At 72.4% G+C, this 20,124-nt stretch carries 21 protein-coding genes; 6 read left to right on the plus strand and 15 right to left on the minus strand.

Going from position 1 to position 20,124, the window contains the following annotated elements; translation table 11 throughout:
- Positions 1 to 244 precede the first annotated feature (244 nt).
- The 9 genes from NRP21_RS20465 to creD all read right to left on the minus strand — a co-directional run bounded on the left by NRP21_RS20465 (position 245) and on the right by creD (position 8,947).
- A complete protein-coding gene (locus NRP21_RS20465) occupies positions 245 to 1,276 on the minus strand; it encodes an adenosine deaminase (protein WP_257718090.1) in 1,032 nt (343 codons plus the stop codon).
- Positions 1,276 to 2,331 carry a LacI family DNA-binding transcriptional regulator gene (locus tag NRP21_RS20470; RefSeq protein ID WP_257718091.1) on the minus strand — a complete coding sequence of 352 codons (1,056 nt, stop codon included), beginning with the start codon at positions 2,329 to 2,331 and terminating at the stop codon, positions 1,276 to 1,278. The genes NRP21_RS20465 and NRP21_RS20470 overlap by 1 nt, the downstream gene beginning before the upstream one ends.
- Positions 2,332 to 2,334: 3 nt before the next feature.
- Positions 2,335 to 3,327 (minus strand): isopenicillin N synthase family dioxygenase, encoded by a 993-nt coding sequence (locus NRP21_RS20475; RefSeq protein ID WP_257718092.1) that lies wholly within the window; start codon positions 3,325 to 3,327, stop codon positions 2,335 to 2,337.
- A gap of 26 nt (positions 3,328 to 3,353) precedes the next feature.
- On the minus strand, positions 3,354 to 4,145 hold the full coding sequence (locus NRP21_RS20480; protein WP_257718093.1) for an ABC transporter permease: 792 nt from the start codon (positions 4,143 to 4,145) through the stop codon (positions 3,354 to 3,356).
- Positions 4,142 to 4,921, minus strand: a complete 780-nt coding sequence (locus NRP21_RS20485; protein ID WP_257718094.1) for an ABC transporter ATP-binding protein — start codon at positions 4,919 to 4,921, stop codon at positions 4,142 to 4,144. Before NRP21_RS20485 ends, NRP21_RS20480 begins: the two co-directional genes overlap by 4 nt.
- Entirely contained in the window at positions 4,921 to 6,009 is a 1,089-nt protein-coding gene (locus NRP21_RS20490; RefSeq protein ID WP_257718095.1) for an ABC transporter substrate-binding protein, read from the minus strand. The genes NRP21_RS20485 and NRP21_RS20490 overlap by 1 nt, the downstream gene beginning before the upstream one ends.
- Before the next feature lie 435 nt (positions 6,010 to 6,444).
- Positions 6,445 to 7,149, minus strand: coding sequence for a lysozyme inhibitor LprI family protein (locus NRP21_RS20495; RefSeq protein WP_257718096.1), 705 nt, complete (start codon positions 7,147 to 7,149; stop codon positions 6,445 to 6,447).
- 114 nt (positions 7,150 to 7,263) lie between these two features.
- On the minus strand, positions 7,264 to 7,497 hold the full coding sequence (locus NRP21_RS20500) for a hypothetical protein (protein ID WP_257718097.1): 234 nt from the start codon (positions 7,495 to 7,497) through the stop codon (positions 7,264 to 7,266).
- Positions 7,498 to 7,597: 100 nt separating this feature from the next.
- Complete coding sequence (gene creD / locus NRP21_RS20505) at positions 7,598 to 8,947, minus strand: cell envelope integrity protein CreD (RefSeq protein WP_257718098.1); 1,350 nt, start codon at positions 8,945 to 8,947, stop codon at positions 7,598 to 7,600.
- 117 nt (positions 8,948 to 9,064) lie between these two features.
- On the opposite strand from creD, the gene NRP21_RS20510 reads away from it, so the two are divergent.
- The 4 genes from NRP21_RS20510 to NRP21_RS20525 all read left to right on the plus strand — a co-directional run bounded on the left by NRP21_RS20510 (position 9,065) and on the right by NRP21_RS20525 (position 12,431).
- Positions 9,065 to 9,760, plus strand: coding sequence for a response regulator transcription factor (locus NRP21_RS20510; protein WP_257718099.1), 696 nt, complete (start codon positions 9,065 to 9,067; stop codon positions 9,758 to 9,760).
- A 43-nt stretch (positions 9,761 to 9,803) separates the two neighbouring features.
- Positions 9,804 to 10,259 (plus strand): hypothetical protein, encoded by a 456-nt coding sequence (locus NRP21_RS20515; protein ID WP_257718100.1) that lies wholly within the window; start codon positions 9,804 to 9,806, stop codon positions 10,257 to 10,259.
- 235 nt (positions 10,260 to 10,494) lie between these two features.
- Positions 10,495 to 10,833 (plus strand): hypothetical protein, encoded by a 339-nt coding sequence (locus tag NRP21_RS20520; RefSeq protein ID WP_257718101.1) that lies wholly within the window; start codon positions 10,495 to 10,497, stop codon positions 10,831 to 10,833.
- A gap of 20 nt (positions 10,834 to 10,853) precedes the next feature.
- A complete protein-coding gene (locus tag NRP21_RS20525; RefSeq protein ID WP_257718102.1) occupies positions 10,854 to 12,431 on the plus strand; it encodes a sensor histidine kinase in 1,578 nt (525 codons plus the stop codon).
- A 284-nt stretch (positions 12,432 to 12,715) separates the two neighbouring features.
- On the opposite strand, the gene NRP21_RS20530 is transcribed toward NRP21_RS20525, so the two are convergent.
- On the minus strand, positions 12,716 to 13,963 hold the full coding sequence (locus NRP21_RS20530) for a glycosyltransferase family 4 protein (protein ID WP_257718103.1): 1,248 nt from the start codon (positions 13,961 to 13,963) through the stop codon (positions 12,716 to 12,718).
- 230 nt (positions 13,964 to 14,193) lie between these two features.
- Here NRP21_RS20530 and rfbC point away from each other — a divergent pair, with 230 nt between their 5' ends.
- Positions 14,194 to 14,847: a dTDP-4-dehydrorhamnose 3,5-epimerase gene (gene rfbC / locus NRP21_RS20535; protein WP_257718104.1), complete on the plus strand. Its 654-nt coding sequence runs from the start codon at positions 14,194 to 14,196 to the stop codon at positions 14,845 to 14,847.
- 9 nt (positions 14,848 to 14,856) lie between these two features.
- Positions 14,857 to 15,783 carry a dTDP-4-dehydrorhamnose reductase gene (gene rfbD / locus NRP21_RS20540; RefSeq protein ID WP_257718105.1) on the plus strand — a complete coding sequence of 309 codons (927 nt, stop codon included), beginning with the start codon at positions 14,857 to 14,859 and terminating at the stop codon, positions 15,781 to 15,783.
- Here the strand turns inward: rfbD and NRP21_RS20545 are convergent.
- Genes NRP21_RS20545 through NRP21_RS20565 form a run of 5 tightly spaced genes read right to left on the minus strand, consistent with a single transcriptional unit; the run spans position 15,780 to position 20,124 of the window.
- Entirely contained in the window at positions 15,780 to 16,757 is a 978-nt protein-coding gene (locus tag NRP21_RS20545) for a Bug family tripartite tricarboxylate transporter substrate binding protein (protein WP_257718106.1), read from the minus strand. The two genes, rfbD and NRP21_RS20545, sit on opposite strands and share 4 nt — an antisense overlap.
- Before the next feature lie 58 nt (positions 16,758 to 16,815).
- Positions 16,816 to 17,604 carry an enoyl-CoA hydratase/isomerase family protein gene (locus NRP21_RS20550; protein WP_257718107.1) on the minus strand — a complete coding sequence of 263 codons (789 nt, stop codon included), beginning with the start codon at positions 17,602 to 17,604 and terminating at the stop codon, positions 16,816 to 16,818.
- A gap of 11 nt (positions 17,605 to 17,615) precedes the next feature.
- A complete protein-coding gene (locus tag NRP21_RS20555; RefSeq protein ID WP_257718108.1) occupies positions 17,616 to 18,224 on the minus strand; it encodes a carboxymuconolactone decarboxylase family protein in 609 nt (202 codons plus the stop codon).
- A 12-nt stretch (positions 18,225 to 18,236) separates the two neighbouring features.
- Positions 18,237 to 19,469: a CaiB/BaiF CoA transferase family protein gene (locus NRP21_RS20560; RefSeq protein ID WP_257718109.1), complete on the minus strand. Its 1,233-nt coding sequence runs from the start codon at positions 19,467 to 19,469 to the stop codon at positions 18,237 to 18,239.
- A complete protein-coding gene (locus NRP21_RS20565; protein ID WP_257718110.1) occupies positions 19,462 to 20,124 on the minus strand; it encodes a glutathione S-transferase family protein in 663 nt (220 codons plus the stop codon). The genes NRP21_RS20560 and NRP21_RS20565 overlap by 8 nt, the downstream gene beginning before the upstream one ends.

The raw sequence follows: 20,124 nt of genomic DNA on the forward strand, positions 1-20,124 counted from the left end.
GGAGAGGAAGAAGGAATTCTTCCTCTCCCCGGCCCCCTCTCCATCATCTTTTTCTATGGGTTGGTCAAAGCTTCGCTGACGGTGCGCCTCGGCTCGATGAGCCGAGGCGACTGCAAGGGCTGGAAGGGTGCCGGTCGTAGGGGGCCGACGCTTCAAGTCAGTTCCGCGGCAGCCCGATGCAGGTCCAGGAGCCTCAGGCTCCTGGCGGGGGTCCAGGGGGCAGCGCCCCCTGAGTCCTGACCGATCAGGATGGAGACGCCACAGGCTTGTGCGCAGCGAGCTCCGCCAGGTGCCGGGCCCGGTCCTCCTCATTCAGGAATGCGCTGAGGAAGCTGTTCCGCGCGAAGCCCCAGAGGTCCGCGTCGGAGAAGCCCAGGGCCTGCTGGATGGAGGCGAAGTTCTCGTTCACGTAGGCGCCGAAGTAGGAGGGGTCGTCGGAGTTCACGGTCAGGCATAGCCCGGCCTCGTGCAGCCGCCGGATATTGTGGGCGGCCATGTCTGGGAAGACGCGGAGCATGATGTTGGAGCAGGGGCAGACGGTGAGCGGCATGCCCGTCTCGGCCAGGCGGCGCATGAGGTTCGGGTCCGCCTCGCTCCGCACGCCGTGGTCGATGCGGTCCACGTGCAGCTCGTCGATCGCCTCGCAGACGAAATCGGAGCCGCCCTCCTCGCCGGCATGGATGGTGGTGCGCCAGCCCAGGTCGTGCTTGGCGTAGGCGTAGGCCCGCCGGAACTTGGCGGGGCGATTCCCGCGCTCCGGCCCGCCGGTGCCGAGGCCGATGATCCGGTCACGCCAGGGCCGCAGCTCACGAAGCATGGAGAGCGCCTCCTCCTCGTCGAACTGGCGCTGGATGCCCGCGATCAGGCCGCCGGTCATGCCGTGCTCGCGCCGCGCGTCGTCGAAGGCGCGCAGGATGTTGTCGATCACCGTTCCCATCGCGATGCCGCGGCGCAGATGCCCCTGCGGGCTGATGAAGACCTCGGCATGGCGCACCCGGTCCTGCGCCGCGCGGTCCAGGTAGGACTTGGTCATCTCGTAGAAGTCCTCGCCGGTCTGGAGGACGGTGAGGCCGAGATAGAAGAGATCGAGGAAGGACTGCAGGTCGGTGAAGCTATAAGCCGCGCGCAGCTCCTCGGCATTAGCGTAGGGGATGCGGACCCCGTTCCGGGCCGCGAGGCGCATGATCGTCTCGGGCTCCAGCGAGCCCTCCAGGTGCATGTGCAGCTCGGCCTTCGGGAGGCCGGCGATGAAGGGGGAGATCGGGGCGTCGAACATCAGGATGCCTTCGGGGATGGGCCGGGGCGGGGAGGGAGGACGGAGCGCCGCTCCACCAGCGTGTGCGGCAGGACGGTGAGGGGATCGGCCCGGCGCCCCTCGATGAGGGCGAGCAGCCCCTCCACCGCGGCCTCGCCCATCCGGTCCCAGGGCAGGCGGACGGTGGTGAGGGCGGGCTCCACGTAGTGGCCGAGATCGGTATCGCCGCAGCCGGTGACGGAAAGGTCGCGCGGGACATCGAGGCCGCGCGCCTGGCACTCGGCGACGAGGCCGAGGGCCAGGATGTCGCCCGTGCAGGCCACCGCGGTCGGGAGACGGCCGCAGGAGAGCAGGCGGGACGCGCCTTCCCGCACGGCGGCGTTGTCGTAATCCGCCGTCAGCACGCGCCACGCCTCCGGCAGTTCCAGCCCGAGCGCGCGGATCTCCCGCTCGGCGCCGCCGAACCGTTCCGCGACGGCCGCCGTGTTGTGCACGGGGCCGGAGAGCAGGGCGATGGCGCGGTGACCCCGGCCATGGAGGTGCCGCACCGCGGCGGCCATGGCGCCCGCATTGTCGAAGGCCACGGCCGGGGCGCCGGCCGGCTCCAGTAGCGCGTCCTGCACGATCACCGGCGTGCCCGTGCGCCGCAGCAGCGCCGCCAACTCCGGGCCGATGGGGGCGCCGGTGATGATCAGGCCGTCCACCCCCCGCTCCACCAGGTGGCGGACCTGCCGGTGCTGGCGCTCCGGGTCGCGGTGGGTGCAGTGGATCAGCAGGGCATAGCCGGCCGCGTCCAGCACCCGCTCGATCGCCCCGATCACCGGGGCAAACAGCGGGTTGGCGATGGTGGGCACCAGCAGCCCGATGCTGCCGGAGCGCTGCGAGATCAGTGACCGCGCCTGCCGGTTCGGGATGTAGTCCAGCGCCGCCATGGCCCGCTCCACCGCTTCCCGCTTGCCGGGCTGGACCAGCGCCGGCTGGTTCAGCACGCGGGAGACGGTGGCGATGGAAACCCCGGCGGCGGAGGCGACCTCCCGCACCGTGACCTTGCCCAGGGGACCAGGGGGCGCGGACACACCTCAGGCCGCGGTGTCGCGGTACTTCTGCACCGTGCGGAAGCGGCTGAGCAGGTAGTCGCCCGCGTTGATCGTCTCGTATTTCGGCGGGTTCTCCGGCGACTGGCAGGTCGGCAGGCAGGCGACGGGCGCGGTGTAGTCCAGGTTGAAGAACATCGGGATGGAGAAGCGCTCCTTCCCCGTGCGGTTCACCACCCGGTGCAGGTTCGAGACGTAGAGGTCGTTCGTCCAGCGCTGGAACAGGTCGCCGAGGTTCACCACCAGCGTGCCGGGGATATAGGGCGCGCTCACCCACTCGCCGTCGCGCTTCTGGAGTTCCAGACCCCCGATCGGGTCCTGGGACAGCAGCGTGATCATGCCGTAGTCGGAGTGCGGCGCCACGCCGAAGGCCTTCTCGTCCGGCACGGGCGGCTGCGGCGGGTAGTGGAACAGGCGCATCTGCACCATGGGATTGGTGCACCACTGCAGGAAGTGGTCCGGCGGCATGCCGAGGCTGACGGCGAACACGCGCGTCAGCCGCAGGCCCAGCGCCTTCGTTGCCTCGAAATAGGCCTCGGCCGCCTCCTTCAGCCAGGGGGCATCGGCGGGCCAGCGGTTCGGGCCGTGCAGCGGCAGCCCGGCGGCGACGGAGGGGTGGTCGAGCGGCAGGTCCACGCCGATCTCGTAGCTCTCCTTCAGGTCGGGCGCGTAGCCGGGGTGCTGGTTGATGCCCTGGGGCATGAAGCCGCGGCGGAAGCGGTCGTCCATCTTGTGCGCCATCCGCTGCTCCTCCGGCAGGTCGAAGTAGCGCTTGGTGGCCGCGAACACGCCGTCGAACACATCCCCTGGGATGCCGTGGTTCTTCACGTAGAAGAAGCCGGTGGTGAGGCAGGCCTGGCGCAGGCGCTCGGCCAGCGGGCCGATGTCGCCGCCCTCGTTCAGCGGCGTCAGGTCGAGGACGGGCACCTCGTCGGCGGTGGCGGCGCGGGGCGCCTTGGTCATCACGGATTCGGACATTGTGGTTCCTCCGGGAAGGTGGCGGTTCAGAGGGAGACGGGCCGGTCGCCGGCCGTGTTCATCCAGAAGATGACGCGGCGCTGCACCGCCTGGACGATGGCGTGCAGCACCACGCCGATGAGCGAGAGCACGACGAGGATGGCGAAGGTGCCGGCCATGTCGAAGTTGAAGTTCTTCTGCATCAGCAGGAAGCCCAAGCCCGCCTTGGCGCCCACGAACTCGCCGACGATGGCGCCGATGACGGAGAGCACCACCGCCACGTCCAGCCCCACGAAGATGTAGGGCAGGGCGGACATCATCCTGACCATGCGGAACACCTGCCAGCGCGAGGCGGTGCAGGAGACCAGCATCTCGATCTGGTCCGCCGGCGCCGCGCGCAGGCCCATGATGGTGTTCGCCAGCAGCGGGAAGAAGGCGATGGTCGCGGTAATGATGATCTTGGAGGAGAGGCCGTAGCCGAACCAGATCACGATGATCGGTGCCACCGCCACCTTCGGCAGGGTCTGAAAGGCGACGACATAGGGGTAGATCAGCCGCTCTGCCATGGGCGAGAGGGCGATGATGAAGCCGAGGATCAGGCCGCCGAGCGAGCCCAGCGCGAAGCCCGCGATGATCTCCCACAGGGTGATCAGCAGGTGCCAGTGGAACTCGGCCGAGCCCAGCGATTCCACGAGCGCCACCACGATGGCGGATGGCGGCGGCAGCACGATCTTCGGGATGGAGAGCAGCCACACCGCCGCCTCCCACCCGCCGAAGACGAGCACGGCCATCAGCGCGGGCAGCAGCATCCCCTTTGGCGAAAAGCCCCGGCGCGTCATGCCGCGAGCATCCCGGCCGCGCGAAAATGGCCGCGCAGGTGGCTGACGTAGCGGCCGAACTCCGGCGTGTTCTGCATCTCCAGCGTGCGGGGGCGCGGCAGGTCCACCTCCACCACCTCCACGATGTGGCCGGGGCGTGGCGCCATCACGACGATGCGGTCGGCCAGGTAGATCGCCTCGGGAATGCTGTGGGTCACCAGGAGCACCGTCTTGCGCCGCTCGCGCCAGATGCGCTGCAGCTCCTCGTTCATCGTCTCGCGCGTCATCGCGTCCAGGGCACCGAATGGCTCGTCCATGAGCAGGATGGCCGGGTCGTGCACCAGGGCGCGGCAGATCCCTGCGCGCTGCTGCATCCCGCCGGACAACTCGGAGGGGTAGCGGTTCTCGAAACCCGACAGCCCGGCCATCGCCAGCAGTTCCAGCGCCCGTCCGCGTGCCGCGCTGAGATCCAGCTTCTGGACCTTCGCCGGCACCAGCACGTTCTCCAGCACCGTCAGCCATGGCAGCAGGACCGGCGCCTGGAACACCACGCCGAGCGCGGGATTCGGCCCGGCCAGGGGCCGCCCCCCGATCGTCACCTCGCCGGAGGAGCGCGGCAGCAGCCCCGCCAGGATCTTCAGCAGCGTGCTCTTGCCGCAGCCGCTGGGCCCGACCACCGTCACGAACTCGCCCTCACGGATGCCGAGGTCGATCGCGGTCAGGGCCTGCACGCTGCTGCCGTCCTGCGCGGCGTAGGTCTTGGAAACCCCGCTGATGCGGAGGAAGTCCCCCGCCATCAGGACTTGCACGCCGCGGCGGCGGCCTGGACCGTGGCGGTGTCGAAGCGGTTGATCTTCTCGAAGTAGTCGGGGATCCGCACCATCATGGAGGCGGCGGTCACCGGCTTGTCGATCTGCTTCGTCTCCAGCATGAACCGCACCAGCCGGTCATAGGCGGCCGGGTCCGCATTGCCCCACAACTTGCCGCCGTTGAGGGCGAAGGCGTCCTTCAGGCTGTCCAGCTGCGCCTGCTGCGTGTTCAGGTCCCAGCGCGCCAGGGTCGCCGCGTCCGCTCCGCTCGGCTTGGTGGCGGGGTAGCGATCCCAGTGCAGCTGGCGCGCGCAATCCGGGTTGGCCAGTGCATAGACGGTCGCCTTCGCCATGCCGCGGGCGATGCCGACCACCATGTCCGGGTTCTTCTCCGCCGTGCCCTGCATCACGGCCAGCGTGTAGTCGGGGTACTGGCGCCAGTCGTCGCCCACCAACTTGCGCAGCTTCAGCCCGGCATTCTCGAAGGAGGCGATGGCGGATGCCCAGTAGAGCAGCCCCTGCACCCGGCCGGAGCGCAGCGCCTCCACCGGCGGCGCGCCGAGGCCGAGCGGGATCATCTCCACGTCCTTCGCGGGATCCAGCCCGTTGGAGCGCAGGTAGCTGTTGAGGTAGGCAATGCCGCCCGTCGCCAGGCTGAACACGCCGATCGTCTTGCCCTTCAGGTCCTTGGCCGAGGTGATCGGCCCGTCCGCGTTCACCCCCACCGACCAGTCGATCACCCCGTTGCCCATGGCGATCCGCACGGGAAGATCGTTCTTGGCATTGGCCTGAACGATGACGCTGGCGTTCACCTCGCCGAACTCGGCGTTGCCGCCCACCATCTGCTGGATCGACTGCAACGAGGCGCCGACCGGCATCAGCTCCACGTCGTACCCCTCCTCCTTCCAGTAGCCGAGGGTGAGCGGCAGGGTCAGCATGGGATAGCCGACATTCAGCACGGTGGTGCTGACGGCGATGCGGACCTTCTGCAACGGCCGCGTCTGCGCGAGGGCAGGGCGCGCCAGCGGCAGGCCCGCGAGCGAGAGGCCGGACAGGAGGAGCGAGCGACGGTCCATGGAGGCTCCGATCGAGAGGCCCGTCAGGGCCGGTAAGGGCGGTCTGAAAACGCTTTCAGCAAGACACGTGCCATGTTCGGACGCTGAGCCGTTCTTGTTCGGACCTGTCCGGCTTCAGGGGGCTCTGCCCCCTGGACCCCCGCCAGGAGGCTGAGCCTCCTGGACCTGCATCGGGCTGCCGCGGGGACCGACTTGAGACTGGGTCTCCGGTGAGGGTCTCTATCCTGCTCTTGCAATCGCCTCGGCTCCACGAGCCGAGGCGCACCGTCAGCGAGGCTCAGGCCAGCTGATAGAAAAAGATGATGGTGAGGGGTCCGGGGAGAGGAAGAATTCCTTCTTCCTCTCCCCGGGACAGACCCCCACCGCAGGCTTTGCTCACCCGATCAGAAGCACCTGCTCTCGCCAGAGGCAATTTGCCCGTTCGGGCCGAGGTGGCTAGGCCCCACCGCAGAGGTGCTGTGAGTCCGGCAGGGACCAGGAGGCGCGCGTCCGCAGGTTGGTGACGCTGTAGTACCGCCCGCGGTCGTCGCCTGGCGGGCAGGCGCGCGGGATGACGGTGAGACACATGACGACCCGGTCGCCGGGCTTCGAAGCGATCACCGCCTCCTCCCGCTCGTAGGAGACCTGCCGCACGCCGTTGGCGAAAACGACGGAGGTGCCCGAGGAGAACTCGCCAGGTCCTTCGCCCTCCAGCCTTGCGCCGATATCGGCCACCCGCGTGGCCGTGCAGGCGGCGATCCGGGCGGGCGGCGCGTTGCTCTCCGGCGCCGCGCCCTCGGCCATGTCTGTCGCGCTCAGCCAGTTGGGGAGGGAAGTGGAGGAGCCGAAGCGGCGGTAGCTCTCGATGCCGCCCGCATAGACGGCCAGCAGGCAGCCCCGCCGGGCGCCGCAGCCGCGCCGGTCGGCCAGGATGCCGCGCGCCACCACCGTCAGCCGGGGCGCCTCGTCCGACGTCGCCTCTGCCCTGGCCTGGCGGTTGGCGGCGCCCAGCAGGTCGTCCAGTTCGGAAAGGCGCGGGTCGGCGCAGACGGCGCGCTCGTCCGGCGCGGCGGCGCGGGCGCAGTCGAAGCTGGCGGCGCGGCCTGCCGGGGGAGCGGCAAGGACGCAGGCGAAGAGAAGCAGGGCGAGCAGGCGTCTCATCGGCAGCAGCCCCTCCGCTCGGTTCGTGCCCGGGTCATCCTCACTATCCCTAAGAGCGTTGTCAGGACCGTCCCGCGATCATCATGGCGTGTTCGCCGGCGGCCCTTTCCCGATTTAGGGGCCGCGGCCCGGCGGGGGCGGCCTCTCCCGGGGGGCCTGCCCAACCGGCACCGGCGGGTCACCCGCGACCACCTGCCGCGCGGCCGGCTCCTCCGTCTCCGGCGGGGCCTGGCCCGAGCCGCCCTTCCCGGATGGCAGGAGGGAGAGCGGGTCGAGGACGAGGCTGGCCAGGGCGCCAAGGGCCCTGACCAAGCCCCAGAGGCCGTGCCACGCGGCGGCGAGGATCATCTCCATCGCCGGACCAGATGGGCCCTGCCGCCCCGGCCGCCATCCCCCATGCCGAAGGGGCCGGGATGTCCCGACCCCCGGCCCATGACGGGCGCCACGGCTACTCCCCCGCCCAATCCACGCGGCGGGTGACGGCCATCACCACCGAGAGGGCGGCAAAGAGGGCGACGGTCCCGGCCAGCAGCGCATAGGCCTCCAGGCTCAGCACCACGTAGAGGAAGCCGAACAGCCCGCCGAGAATCCCCGCGAAGAGCCCGGCCAGCGCCACCCGCCGCGTCACTGCCGCGGTATAGGCCGAGGCCTGCGCCACCACGGCCGCGGTGCTGATCAGGTAGGCCGCGGCGAAGCCCAGCGGCTCCCCGAAGGCGAGCAGCAGCAGCGGGAAGAGCACGACGGAGAGGCCGAGCAGCCCGTACTGCACGAGGTGGATCCGCACCCCCGCCACCAGCTCGAACAGCACGTAGGTGAGGAAGGCGAGCGCCAGGAACATCGCCGCGTATTTCGAGGCGCGGGTGACCATGCGGTAGGTCGGAACCGCCTCCAGCAGGTCCACGCCGACGCTGCTGCCCGAGGCGGTCAGCGCCTGGCACCAGTTGCTGCCGAGGTGACGGACCAGTGGCTGCCCCGTGCCCTCCTGCCAGCTCGCGCTGAAGCCCGTCTCCGTCACGTCGGAGCGCACGGGCAGCCCGGCGCCGGTGAAGCTCGGCGTCGGCCAGGGCGCGGCGACGGAGAGCTCCGCCCGGCGCGCCAGGGGCAGCACGCCGAAGCTGCCGGTGCCGCGCATGGACAAGCCGCCCGCCAGCGTCAGGGTGCGGCCGGGCTCCGGCGGACCGTCCAGCCCCAGGTCCCAGCGCACCAGCTCCGCCCCGAAGCAGTTGGCGTCCGGCGCGTCGCGGGCCGCCAGCTCGCGCCCATCCGCCGAGAGCCGCGCGCCGGCGGCGGCGGATCGCAGGTCGCTCGCGCCGGTGACGAGGAAGGCCTCCCCCCAGAGCAGGTCGGTGCCCGGCTCGGCGGAGATCGCCGGCACGGCGATGGTGGCGGAGAGCGCGACCTCCGCCTCGTAGATGACCGCCTCGAACAGCCCGCGCCGGCGGCGCTCCGGCTTCAGCCTGGCCTCCGCACCCATCCGGGCGGGCAGCACGGCCACCGCGCCGCGTTCCCAGCGCTGCGGGCCGGTCTCGCCCACGGCGCGGGGAATGGGCGTGCGGGTCGGCACCATCAGCACGGGGCCGAGCACGGATTGCGCCGGGCCCCAGCTGCGCGCGATGCCCTCCCGCACCTGCTCCTGGTAGGACTCGCGCTCCTCGATCACGCCCTCGATCATGAAGTGAGGCAGCAGCAGCACCAGCAGCAGCCCGCCGACGAGGGCAAGCTTGCCCGCGCGCCCCAGCCGCAGCGGCGGGCGGGGTTGCGCGGCGGCGGCGGGGGAGGGATGGGGGATGTCGCTCACGGTCTTGGCCTCCTGGGTCGAGGTCGGCATTCTCGCGGCCCGCCGTGCCCGGCGGATGACGCGGGCGGGGAAAGGCGGTGCCGGGCCCGTGCAAATCCGGTGCAGACGGGGAGGACCATGCCGCGCGTCCTGATCGTGGATGACGACCCGGCGATCCGGGATGTCGTGCGCTTCGCCCTCTCCCGCGCCGGCTACGGCACGCTGGAGGCGGCGGACGGCGCCGCGGGCCTGGCCGCCGCGCGGGAGGCGCTGCCCGACCTGATCGTGCTGGACGTGATGCTGCCGGAGATGGACGGCACGGAGATGTGCCGCGCCCTTCGCGCCTCCGGCGGGGCCGCTTCCGCCATCCCCGTGCTGTTCCTCTCCTCCCGCGACGACGAGGTGGACCGCGTCGTGGGTCTGGAGATCGGCGGCGACGACTACCTGACGAAGCCCTTCAGCCCGCGGGAGCTGGTGGCGCGGGTGCGCGCCGTGCTGCGGCGCGGCGCGCCCGCCGCGCCGGCGCCCGCGGACGAGGCGCTGCGCCACGGCCGCCTGGCGCTCGATCCCGGCACCGCGCGCGTGACCTGGGACGGGGCGGAGGTGGTGCTGACCGCGACGGAGTTCGGCCTGCTCCGCACCCTGATGCGCCGCCCCGGCCGCGTGCTGAACCGCGACGCGCTGATGGACGGCGCCTACACGGTGGAGCGCGTGGTGTCCGACCGCACCATCGACAGCCATGTGCGGCGCCTGCGCGCGAAGTTCGCCGCCCTCGGCGCCGCGCCGGTGGAGACGCTGCCGGGCTTCGGCTACCGGCTCGGGCCGTGCGACTAGGGTGGGCGGTACACCGGGGGCGGGCCGAGCCGGGAGAATGATGGTGAGACAGACATACGGGTGCGCGCTGGCGATCTGCGGCATCTTTGGCCACGTCCTGGCCGGCATGCCCGCCCTGGCGGCCCCCGCGCCTGACCTCGCATCCACCGCCCTCTACGCCAGGACCGTGCAGGGGTGCCGGGCCATCGACCTGGCGACATGGAGGCACCCGGTGCGGGAGGTGCTGCGGGCGGCCCGGGCACGGGTCGTGAAGGCGGAGCTGTGCAACGGGCGCCGGTTCCCGGTGCTGACGGTGGTGCTTCCCTACGCCGTTGACGGCGACACGGACCGGTACTTCAGCCGCCTGTACGCGAGCCTTGCCGAGGCTAACGGGTTCTGGCCCTTCGCCCTCGTGGACATGGCGAACGGCGTGGTCATCACCGTGGAGATCGACAGGGCGAGCCGCACCGTCTCTCCTGCCTACGAGGACTTCCGCGTGCCGGACGGCGCGGCCCGGTAAGCGGGGGTTGGGTGGACCGGTCGACGGGCAGGGTTCGCGGACGGTGACGGCCGGGCGCCGGCGCCGGCACCGGCATCGTGCGCATGCCTGACATCCCCCGCCCCTGTGTGGCCGTTCGGGCCGCCGGGACTCCCGGCACCGCCGGTTGCCCGCCCTTCTGCGCCACTGCACTCTCCGAGCGGCCGAAGGGCGCCCGGCCCGGGCGCCCGCGCATCGGCATCAGGGAGGTTGGCGCGTGATCCTGTTCTGGAATGGCCGCGGCTACTGGGTGGTCTTCCTCGCTGCCCTGGCGATGTTCCTGCCCCTGATCGTCCTGCGCCAGGTGGACGGGCCGGAGGTGGACCGCGGTGTCGCGCTCACCATGGGGCTGGCGGGCATCGCCACCCTCCTGCTCGGGCTGCGCTTGAACCAGGGCGGGCCGACGCGGCACTCCTTCTGGGGTATCCCCATGCAGGTCTGGGCGGCGCCCATGCTCCTCTTCGCGGTCCTGCTGGCCACCGGCACCATCACCACGGCCGAGGAGCCCGGCGGCGAGCGTCCGGCGCGCTTCGTCACCGAGGGCGGCCGGAAGTAGCCGCCAGACACCGCCCCGCGATGCTCGCCTTCCGGCGCCCGCGCCTGCGGACCCTGCTGCTGCTGAGCAACCTTGTCGTGCTCGTCCTGCCCATCACGGGCTTCTGGGCGCTGCGCCTGTACGAGAGCGCGCTGGTGCGGCAGACCGAGACGGAGCTGCGCGCCCAGGCCGCCGTTCTCACGGGCGCCTGGCGCGCCGCCCGCGGCATCGCGCCGGAGAGCCTGTCCAACGGCCTCAACCCGCGCGCGCTGGAGACGGCGCGGCGCCGCGGCCTGGACCTGGCGCACGACACGGTGCTGCCGCTCGCGCCCGATCCGCGCCCCGGCCCGCCCCCCGCGCCGGAGGCCGCCGAGGCCGGCGCCCGCCTGCTGCCCGTGCTGCGCGACACCCAGGCCGTGACGCTCGCCGCCCTGCGGCTGCTGGACGCCGCGGGCGTGGTGGTGGCCTCCACCGGCGCCGACACCGGCCTCTCGCTCGCCGGGCTGGAGGAGGTGGAGGCGGCGCGGGCCGGCCACCCGCTCGCCGTGCTGCGCCGGCGGGAGAAGATCGCGACGGAGGTGCCCGGCGGCATCAGCCGCACAGCCGGCCTTCGCGTCCACCTCGCCATGCCCGTGCTGGACGGCGACCGGGTGGACGCGATCGTCCTCCTCTCCCGCACCCCCGCCACCGTCACGCAGACCGTCTCCCGCAAGGTGCCGGAGATCGCGGCGGTGGCCCTGCTGCTGCTCCTGCTCGTCGCCGGCCTCGCCGCGCTCGCCTCGCGCCTCATCACCCGCCCGCTGGACGCCGTGGTGCGCGCCGCGCGCCAGGTGGCCGCCGGCGGCGCCACGGTGCCCGGCGGGCGCCTTCCCCCCGTGCCCCGCACCGCCGTGCGCGAGGCCGCCGAGCTGTCCGACGCCATCGCCCGCATGACCGCGACGCTGGAAGGCCGCGCCACCTATGTCCGCGGACTGGCCGCCCATATCAGCCACGAGTTCAAGACGCCCCTCGCCTCCATGCGCGGCGCGGCGGAGCTGCTGGCCGAGCACGGCGAGGCCATGTCCGCCGGGGAGCGCGCCCGCTTCGCCGCGGCGATCGAGGACGGCGTGGCGCGGCTGGACCGCCTCGTCAGCGGCCTGCTCGCCCTCGCCCGCGCCGACATGGCGGCCGCGGGCGGCCGGGCCGCGCTGCGCCCCCTGGCCGATGCCGCCGCGGCCCGCCACCCCGCCCTTCGGATCGCCGTCTCGGGCGAGGCCGAGGCCGCCATCGCCCCGCAGGCGGCCGCGACGGTGCTGGATAGCCTGCTCGGCAACGCCCTGGCCCATGCCGGCCCCGGCACCGCCGTGACGATCACCCTCGGCCAGGAGGCCACGACCGCCACGATGACCGTGTCCGACGACGGCCCCGGCCTCTCCCCCGCCAACGCCGCCCGCGCCTTCGACCCCTTCTTCACCACGGCGCGGGAAAAGGGCGGAACCGGGCTGGGCCTGGCCATCGCGCGATCCCTGGTGGAGGGCGCGGGTGGGCGGATCGAGCTTCTGCCCTCCGATTCCGGCGCGAGCTTCCGCATCGTCCTGGCGCGGGCGGTGCCGGACGGGGCTGGCGAGCACCTGTCCTGACCTGTCCGCTCCGGTGGCCCCAGGGGAGAGAAAGAATTCTCTCCCCCTGGACCCCCTCTCATCTTTTTCTGTTGGGCTGTCGCGGGATGCTCCGCCGGTGGCGCGCCGAGGCTCCATGAGCCTCGGCGACTGACACGGCGGCCTGGCCCGGCATGGTGCCAAAGGGCCTGCGGCGCCGCCCTTCGATCATCCTATCCGCGGCAGCCCGGTCGCGGGGTCCGGGGGGGCCGTTGCCACCCCGGCGGGGTCCAGGGGCAGAGCCCCTGGGGCCACCACGCGCCCCCTCAGCCCTTCTCCAGATAGGTCTGCGGCCGGCGCCGGGCGGCAAGGGCATCGAGAACGGCGAGTTGCCGGGGCAGGCAGACGCGCCGGAGGTCGTAGCGTTCCTTGATCGTCTCGCGGCCGGCACGGCGGAGGGGGGCGAAGCGCTTCGGGTCGGCCAGCACCTCGGCGATGCGGCGGGCGAGGGCAGCGTGGTCGAAGAAATCCGTCAGCAGCCCGTTCCGGCCGTCCTCGATCACCTCCTGCACGGGAGGCGTGGCGGAGCCGAGGATGAGGGCGCCGCAGCCCATGGCCTCCAGCACGCTCCAGGAGAGGACGAAGGGCATGGTGAGGTAGACATGGACGGAGGCGACGCGGAACAGCGCGTGCAGCGCCGGGTGCGGGATCTGGCCGAGGAAGTGGACGCGCGCGGGGTCCAGTGGGCCGGTCTCGGCCAGCATCGCCTCCCGCCAATTGGCATGGTCGCGGGGCGGGCTGCCGTAGCTGGTGCCGTCGCCGCCGACGATCACCACCCGCGCGTTCGGGCGGGCGGCCAGCAGCGCGGGCAGGGCGCGCATAAAGGTGGGGAAGCCGCGATAGGGCTCCATGTTGCGGGCGACATAGGTCACCACCTCGTCGCCGGGCCTCAGCACGGTGCCGTCGGGCAGGGTGAAGCGCGCCGCGGGGTCGGGGCGGCAGACCTGCGTGTCGATCCCCTCGTGCACCACGCTCATGCGGCCCTGGTACCAGTCCGGGAAGCGGGCGCGCTGCCAGAGGGTGGGGGCCATGCCCCAGTCCGAGGCCTGGACGGAGGCGAGCAGGGGCAGGTTCATGCCGCGCACCCGGATCGCGTCCTGCACCGTGGCGGGCTTGCCGGGCTCGAAGCCGACATCGGCGCCGGTCGGGCTGTAGAAGAACTCCGCGTAGAGGAGCAGGGCGGAGGAGGGAAAGACGTCCTTCAGGAACAGGGTGTCGCCCCAGCCGATATGGCTGAAGATCACGTCCGGGACGAAGCCGCCGCGGCGCAGCTCCAGCGCATGGGCCGCCACCTTCTCCGCCCGGACCGTGGCGGAATGGGTGGGGCGCGCGGAGCGGTGGACCGCCTCGGGCGCGGCCGGCGGCGGCTCGTAGACGCGCAGGGCCACGCCGTTCGGCACCGGTACGTTCCGCGCGCCGATCCCGACCACCTGGGTTCCCTTCCGGGCGGCCAGGGCGGGCAGCAGGTGGGCGTACTGGCCGGGAAAGTTCGGATGGACGAGCAGGACCCTCATTGGATGGGGTATTCCCGTCCCGCCGCGGGCTGACAAGGCTACCGTTCCGGGGCCGTGCCGTTCCGGGCGCAACACCCGCCCGCGCGGGACATCCCTTGATCCGGGGCTGCCCGGTGGGCGAGGATCGTCTGCCAGAACGGTCATCGGCGCCCGACGGCGGCGGGATACGGCCCGCCGGGGCCGACGGCCGGCCCGCCGCGCGAAGCGGCAGGGCAGGAAGGGGAAAATGGATGCCGCAAGGCGAGGTGGCCGTGGCCGGGCGGGGCGAGGAACCGGCCGGCACCTTCCTTCTCCGGCCGCCCCTGCGCGAGCCGGATGCGGTGAGCGGCAACGTCTCCGCCTGGCGCCTTCCGGTCGAGGGGCCGCTGCTCCTCTGCACGCGCCGCTTCGTCGATCCCCGCGGCTCCGTCTCCGAGACCTATAGCGAGCGCGACTTCCGGGCGCTGGGCGTGACGGAGCGCTTTGTCCAGGACAACCACTCCCTCTCCCGCGGGGCCGGAACGCTGCGCGGCATGCACTTCCAGGCGCCCCCCGCCGCCCAGGCGAAGCTCGTGCGCGTGCTGCGCGGGGCGATCCTGGACGTGATCGTGGACCTGCGCCGGAATTCCGCGAGCTTCGGCCGCGCCCTCGCCTGCGAGATGTCGGGGGATGGCGCGGAGCAGCTCTACGTGCCTGTGGGCTTCGCGCATGGCTTCCTTACCCTCCAGGCGGATACGGAGGTGGCCTACAAGGTGGATGCCTTCTACGCGCCCGAGCTGGATCGCGGCCTGGCCTGGGACGACCCGGATCTTGGGCTTCCCTGGCCCGACCTGCCCGGCGGGCCCCTTCTCTCGGACAAGGACGGCCGCCACCCCCGCCTGCGCGACCTGCCCGCTTATTTCTAGGGCTGCCCGATGCGCGTCCTGATCGCCGGCCGCACGGGCCAGCTCGCCCGGGCGCTGCTGGACCGGCTGCCGCGGGACGGCCACGAGGTGGTGGCGCTGGGCCGGCCGGAGCTGGACCTGTGCGACCCCGCCGGCATCGCGCGGGCCGTGGAGAGGGTGGCGCCGGACGCGGTGGTGAACGCGGCCGCCTACACGGCGGTGGACCGGGCGGAGACCGAGCCCGCCCTTGCCTTCACCGTGAACGCGGACGGGGCCGGATGGCTGGCCCGGGCCGCGGCGGTGCGGGACATCCCCCTGGTCCACCTCTCCACGGACTACGTCTTCGCCGGGGACGGCCCGGCGCCCCTCGGCGAGGATGCGCCGACGGGGCCCCTGAACGTCTATGGCCGCTCCAAGCTGGCGGGGGAGGAGGCGGTGCTCGCCGCCCACCCGCGCAGCCTCGTGCTCCGCACGGCCTGGGTCTGCGGCCCGCACGGCACGAATTTCCTCCGTACCATGCTCCGGCTGGGGGCGGAGCGGGAGCGGCTCTCCGTCGTGTCCGATCAGTTCGGTGCCCCGACTTTCGCCGACGACCTGGCGGATGCCATCGCCCGGCTACTGCCCCGCTTGCCCTCACGGCCCGCCGGCGATCCCGGCTTCGGCGTATTCCACCTCACGGGGATGCCGCACACGAGCTGGCACGGCTTCGCGGAAGCGATCTTCGCCGAGGCGAGGGCGCGGGGGTGGAAGGTGCCGGCCCTGACGGCCATCCCGAGCACGCACTACCCCACCCCGGCCCAGAGGCCGGGCGATGCGCGGCTGGATTGCGAGCGGATCGAGCGCGTCCACGGGATCCGGGCGCTGGACTGGCGGGTGTCCCTCGCGCGGTGCCTCGACGCCCTCCAGGAGGAGCTTGGCGGCCGTGGCACCCCCGGGGCTGCCGGCGGCGCGCCCTAGTCGATCCGGATGTTCGCGGCCCGGATGACCTCGCCCCACTTTGCCGTCTCGGCGCGAACCAGGGCGGCAAGCGCCTCGGGCGGGCCGCCATGCACCGTGCCGCCCTGATCGGAAAGGCTGCGGCGCACCTCGCCCTCGCCCAGCGCCGCCGCGGCGGCGGCGTGCAGGACCGCGACGCGGTCCGGCGGCGTACCGGCCGGGACGAAGAGGGCGTACCAGGTGTCGGAGATCACGCCCCTCGCCCCGGCCTGCTCCATGGTGGGCAGGTCGGGCAGGGCCGCCAGGCGCTCCTCCGCCGTGACGGCAAGGGCGGGCAGGGCGCCGGCCCGGATATGCGGGATCACCACGGGCACGTCGGCCAGCAGCATGTCGATCGTGCCGCCCAGCAGGTCCGTCACGGCGGGTGCCGCGCCGCGATAGGGAACGTGGACGATGTCGATGCCCGTGCGGATCCTGAACAGCTCCCCGGCCAGGTGAAGGGAGCTGCCGTTGCCGGCCGAGCCGTAGCTCAGCTTGCCCGGCTGCCGCCGCGCCAGCGCCACCAGCTCCGCGACCGACCGCACGCCGAGCTTCGGGCTGACGACGAGGATCTGCGGCACGGAGAGGACATGGATGACCGGTGCGAGGTCCTTCCCCACGTCGTAGGCCATGCGCGGCATGAGCTGCGGCAGCACCACCACCGCGCCTGTCGAAGCGAGGACGGCGGTGAGGCCGTCGGGCCGGCTCCGCGCCGCCGCCTCCACCCCCACCATGCCGCCTGCGCCGGAGCGGCTGTCCACCACCACGGGCTGCCCCAGCCGCGATCCCATGGCGTTGCCGAGGACGCGCGCGATGATGTCGGCCGGGCCGCCCGCGGCGAAGGGGACGATCATGCGCACCGGCTGGTCCGGGAAGCGCGGCTGCGCGCCTGCAGGGAATGCGGGGGCGAGGCCCGCCGCGGTGAGCAGGCCCAGCGTCTGGCGTCTCGTTTGCACCGTGGCGTCTCCTCGAGGGGGCCGCTTCCGTGGCGGCCTTGAAGAACCAGGGGGCGCCTCAGCGCCCCTGGAAGACAGGCCTGCGCTTCTCGGCGAAGGCGCGCTGCGCCTCCCGCGTATCCTCCGTGCGGGCCAGCGCCACGGTCTGGCTCTGCTCGTAGCGGTATCCGTCGCGCAGCGGCATCTCCTCCGTTAGATTGAAGGAGCGCTTGGCGGCCTGTACGGCCAGCGGCGCCTTGGACGCGATCTGCCGCGCGATCGCCGTCGCCTCCTCCACCAGCCGCTCCCTCGGCACGCAGAGCGAGGCGGCATTCATCCGCAGCAGCTCCGGCCCGGTCATGCGCTTCGCCGTGTAGATCATCAGCCGCGCGTCGGACTGCCCGAAGAAGCGCAGCACGTGCCGCACGCCGCCCGCCAGGCCCACATCCACCTCGGTCATGGAGAGGAAGGCCTCCTCCGCCACCACCAGGATGTCGCAGCACAGCGCCAGCACGCAGCCCGCGCCGATGGCCGCGCCATTCACCGCGGCGACGATCGGCTTGCCGCACTCCATCACCGCGTCGAAGGAGGCGCGGACGAGGCGGTTGTGGCGGGGATAGCCGCCGGGCTCCTCCGCCAGGTTCGGGCGTTCCCGCAGGTCGGCGCCGGCGGAGAAGGCGCGCCCTTCGCCCGTCAGCACCACCGCGCGCACATCGGCCGTGTCGTGGATCACGTCAAAGACGCGCACGATCTCCTCGCGGAAGCGCCGGTCCTGCGCGTTCACCGGCGGCGCGGTGATGGTGACGGTGGCGACGTGCTCTTCCAACTCCACGCGGAAGCGCTCCAACCCTTCCAGACCCGGTATCATCACGGTTCCTCCTACTCCGCGGCGTTCGCGGGCTGCTGCGCGGGCGGCAGCGGCGCCAGCCCGCTCTCGGGCGGGGTCAATACGGGCGCGACGCCGTCGGGCAGGGGGATCTCGTGCGCGTTCAGCGTCATCGAGACCATGGTGTAGTAGCCGATCACGGCGGTCAGCTCGACCACGCCGCGCTCGCCCCAGCGCGCCCGCGCCGCATCGTAGGTCGCGGGCGGCACCCGCCCGTCCACCTGCAGCGCGCGGGCGAACTCGTAGACCAGCGTCTCCTCCGCATCCGCGAAGGCGGGCGCCTCGCCGCGGTGGATGGCGTCGATCGCGTGCTGCGCGATCCCGGCCTCAGCGGCCGCGCGGGCGTGCACCCACCACTCCACCTGGCTGGACCAGCGGCGCCCCGTGACGACGATGGCCAGCTCGTTCAGCCGCTTGGGCAGAACGGTGCCGAAGCGCAGGATCTCGCCCAGCGCCGACCAGCGCGCGGCGAGGTCCGGGCTGTGGATCACCGCGCGCAGCGGGCCGATCACCTGGCCGCGCGGGCCGGCGAGGACGGAATCATAGACCTTGCGCTGCTCCGGGGTCAGCTCCTCAGGGCCGGGGAGCGGGATACGGGCCATGCTCGGCTCCTCTCAGGTAACGCCGCGCGCGGCGAGGCCGGCGATCTCGTCCGCGCCCAGCCCCAGCTCCGCCAGCACCTCCTCGGTGTGCTGGCCCAGCGTGGGCGGGGCGCGGTCGAAGCGCAGGGGGCTCTCGGCGAAGCGCAGCGGGCTCACCACCTGCGGCACGGTGCCGGCCACGGGGTGCGGCAGGTGGCGCAGCATCTCGCGGTGGCGGATCTGCGGGTCCTCGAAGACCTCGGGGATCGTGTTGATCGGCGCGCAGGGCACGCCGGCGGCGTCCAGCGCCGCCATCAGCTCCGCGCGCGGGAAGTCGCGGAAGCGCGCCGCCAGCAGCGGCGTCAGCTCGGGGTTGTTGCGCACGCGCGCGGCGTTGGTGGCGAAGCGCTCGTCATCCGCCCATTCCGCACGCCCGATCGCCTCGCAGAGCTTCCGGAACTGCCCGTCATTGCCGACGGCCAGCACGAGCTGCGCGTCGGCGCAGGGGAACACGTCCTGCGGCTGGATGTTCGGGTGCCGGTTGCCGCCGCGCTTCGGGGCACGGCCTGAGAGGAGCCAGTTCGTCGCCTGGTTCGCCAGGAAGGCCGCCCCCACGTCGAGCATGGCGAGATCGATCGTCTCGCCCACCCCCGTCTCGTTCCGGCGCGCCAGGGCGGCCAGCACGGCGATCCCGGCATACATGCCTGTCATCAGGTCCACGATCGGCACGCCGACCTTCTGCGGCCCCCCGCCGGGCGCATCGTCGCGCTCGCCCGTCACGCTCATCAGCCCGCCCATGGCCTGGATCGCGAAGTCGTAGGCCGCCTGGTCCGCGCGCGGCCCGTCCTGGCCGAAGCCGGTGACGGAGCAGTAGATCAGCCGCGGGTTCACCGCCCGCAGCGACGCCGCGTCCAGCCCGTACTTCGCCAGCGCGCCCGCCTTGAAGTTCTCCAGCACGATGTCGGCGGTCTCGGCGAGCCGGCGGATCACCGCCTGGCCCTCCGGCTTCGCCATATCCACCGTCACGCTGCGCTTCCCGCGGTTCACAGCCAGGAAGTAGCCCGCGTCCTTCGTCGGGTTGCCCTCCCGGTCCTTCAGGAAGGGCGGGCCCCAGCCCCGCGTGTCGTCGCCGGCGCCGGGCCGCTCCACCTTGATCACGTCCGCGCCGAGATCGGCGAGGATCTGCGTGGCCCAGGGCGCGGCCATGATGCGGCTGAGATCGAGCACCCGCACATGGGAGAGCGGGCCCTGGCGCGTCTCAGTCATCCACCGCCTCCGTGGCCTGCACGGAGGGACGCGCGGAGAACCCGGCGTGCCAGGCGGCGATGGCGGGATGCCCCGCGCGCCAGCCCATGTCGGGGAAGCGGAAGTCGAGGTAGGAGAGGGCGCAGCCGATCGCGATGTGCCCGATGTCGAAGGGCTTGGCGGAGAGGGAAGGGGCCTCGCTCTCCAGCCGGTCCAGGGATGCCCGCGTCTTCGCCGCGAAGCTGTCCAGCCACTCCGCCGTCTGCCGCTCCGCCGGCTTGTCGCGCTCGTTCCGGAACAGGATGAGCAGGTCCAGCAGCCCGTTGCCGAGCGCGTGGCGCGTCAGCGCCTCGAAGCGCTGGGGCTTCGGCGGGAAGAGGGAGCCGCCGGCGAGGTCGTCGAGGTACTCGATGATCGTCAGGCTGTCGAACAGCACCGTCCCATCATCCAGCACCAGCGTGGGGATCTTGCTCAGCGGATTGTCCGGCAGCAGCTCCTCGTTCGGCTTGCCCATGCGGACCATGGTGCGAACCGTCCGGATGCGATCCGCCAGCCCCAGCTCATGCGCCGCGACCATCACCTTGCGCACGAAGGGCGAGCGCGGGGACCAGTGCAGCTTCATGGCCGGATCTCCGGGCAGGGCATGGCGTTCCTCAATATCCGTTAGGTCAGTCAT

It is taken from the genome of Roseomonas populi (genome assembly GCF_024594815.1).
Lineage (GTDB): Bacteria > Pseudomonadota > Alphaproteobacteria > Acetobacterales > Acetobacteraceae > Roseomonas > Roseomonas populi.

Coding starts and splice junctions, on each gene's coding strand:
- NRP21_RS20465 (WP_257718090.1), bottom strand. CDS start 1,276: ATGTTCGACGCCCCGATCTCCCCCTTCATCGCCGGCCTCCCGAAGGCC.
- NRP21_RS20475 (WP_257718092.1), bottom strand. CDS start 3,327: ATGTCCGAATCCGTGATGACCAAGGCGCCCCGCGCCGCCACCGCCGAC.
- NRP21_RS20480 (WP_257718093.1), bottom strand. CDS start 4,145: ATGACGCGCCGGGGCTTTTCGCCAAAGGGGATGCTGCTGCCCGCGCTG.
- NRP21_RS20485 (WP_257718094.1), bottom strand. CDS start 4,921: ATGGCGGGGGACTTCCTCCGCATCAGCGGGGTTTCCAAGACCTACGCC.
- NRP21_RS20490 (WP_257718095.1), bottom strand. CDS start 6,009: ATGGACCGTCGCTCGCTCCTCCTGTCCGGCCTCTCGCTCGCGGGCCTG.
- NRP21_RS20495 (WP_257718096.1), bottom strand. CDS start 7,149: ATGAGACGCCTGCTCGCCCTGCTTCTCTTCGCCTGCGTCCTTGCCGCT.
- NRP21_RS20500 (WP_257718097.1), bottom strand. CDS start 7,497: ATGATCCTCGCCGCCGCGTGGCACGGCCTCTGGGGCTTGGTCAGGGCC.
- NRP21_RS20510 (WP_257718099.1), top strand. CDS start 9,065: ATGCCGCGCGTCCTGATCGTGGATGACGACCCGGCGATCCGGGATGTC.
- NRP21_RS20525 (WP_257718102.1), top strand. CDS start 10,854: ATGCTCGCCTTCCGGCGCCCGCGCCTGCGGACCCTGCTGCTGCTGAGC.
- NRP21_RS20530 (WP_257718103.1), bottom strand. CDS start 13,963: ATGAGGGTCCTGCTCGTCCATCCGAACTTTCCCGGCCAGTACGCCCAC.
- rfbC (WP_257718104.1), top strand. CDS start 14,194: ATGCCGCAAGGCGAGGTGGCCGTGGCCGGGCGGGGCGAGGAACCGGCC.
- rfbD (WP_257718105.1), top strand. CDS start 14,857: ATGCGCGTCCTGATCGCCGGCCGCACGGGCCAGCTCGCCCGGGCGCTG.
- NRP21_RS20550 (WP_257718107.1), bottom strand. CDS start 17,604: ATGATACCGGGTCTGGAAGGGTTGGAGCGCTTCCGCGTGGAGTTGGAA.
- NRP21_RS20555 (WP_257718108.1), bottom strand. CDS start 18,224: ATGGCCCGTATCCCGCTCCCCGGCCCTGAGGAGCTGACCCCGGAGCAG.
- NRP21_RS20560 (WP_257718109.1), bottom strand. CDS start 19,469: ATGACTGAGACGCGCCAGGGCCCGCTCTCCCATGTGCGGGTGCTCGAT.
- NRP21_RS20565 (WP_257718110.1), bottom strand. CDS start 20,124: ATGACTGACCTAACGGATATTGAGGAACGCCATGCCCTGCCCGGAGAT.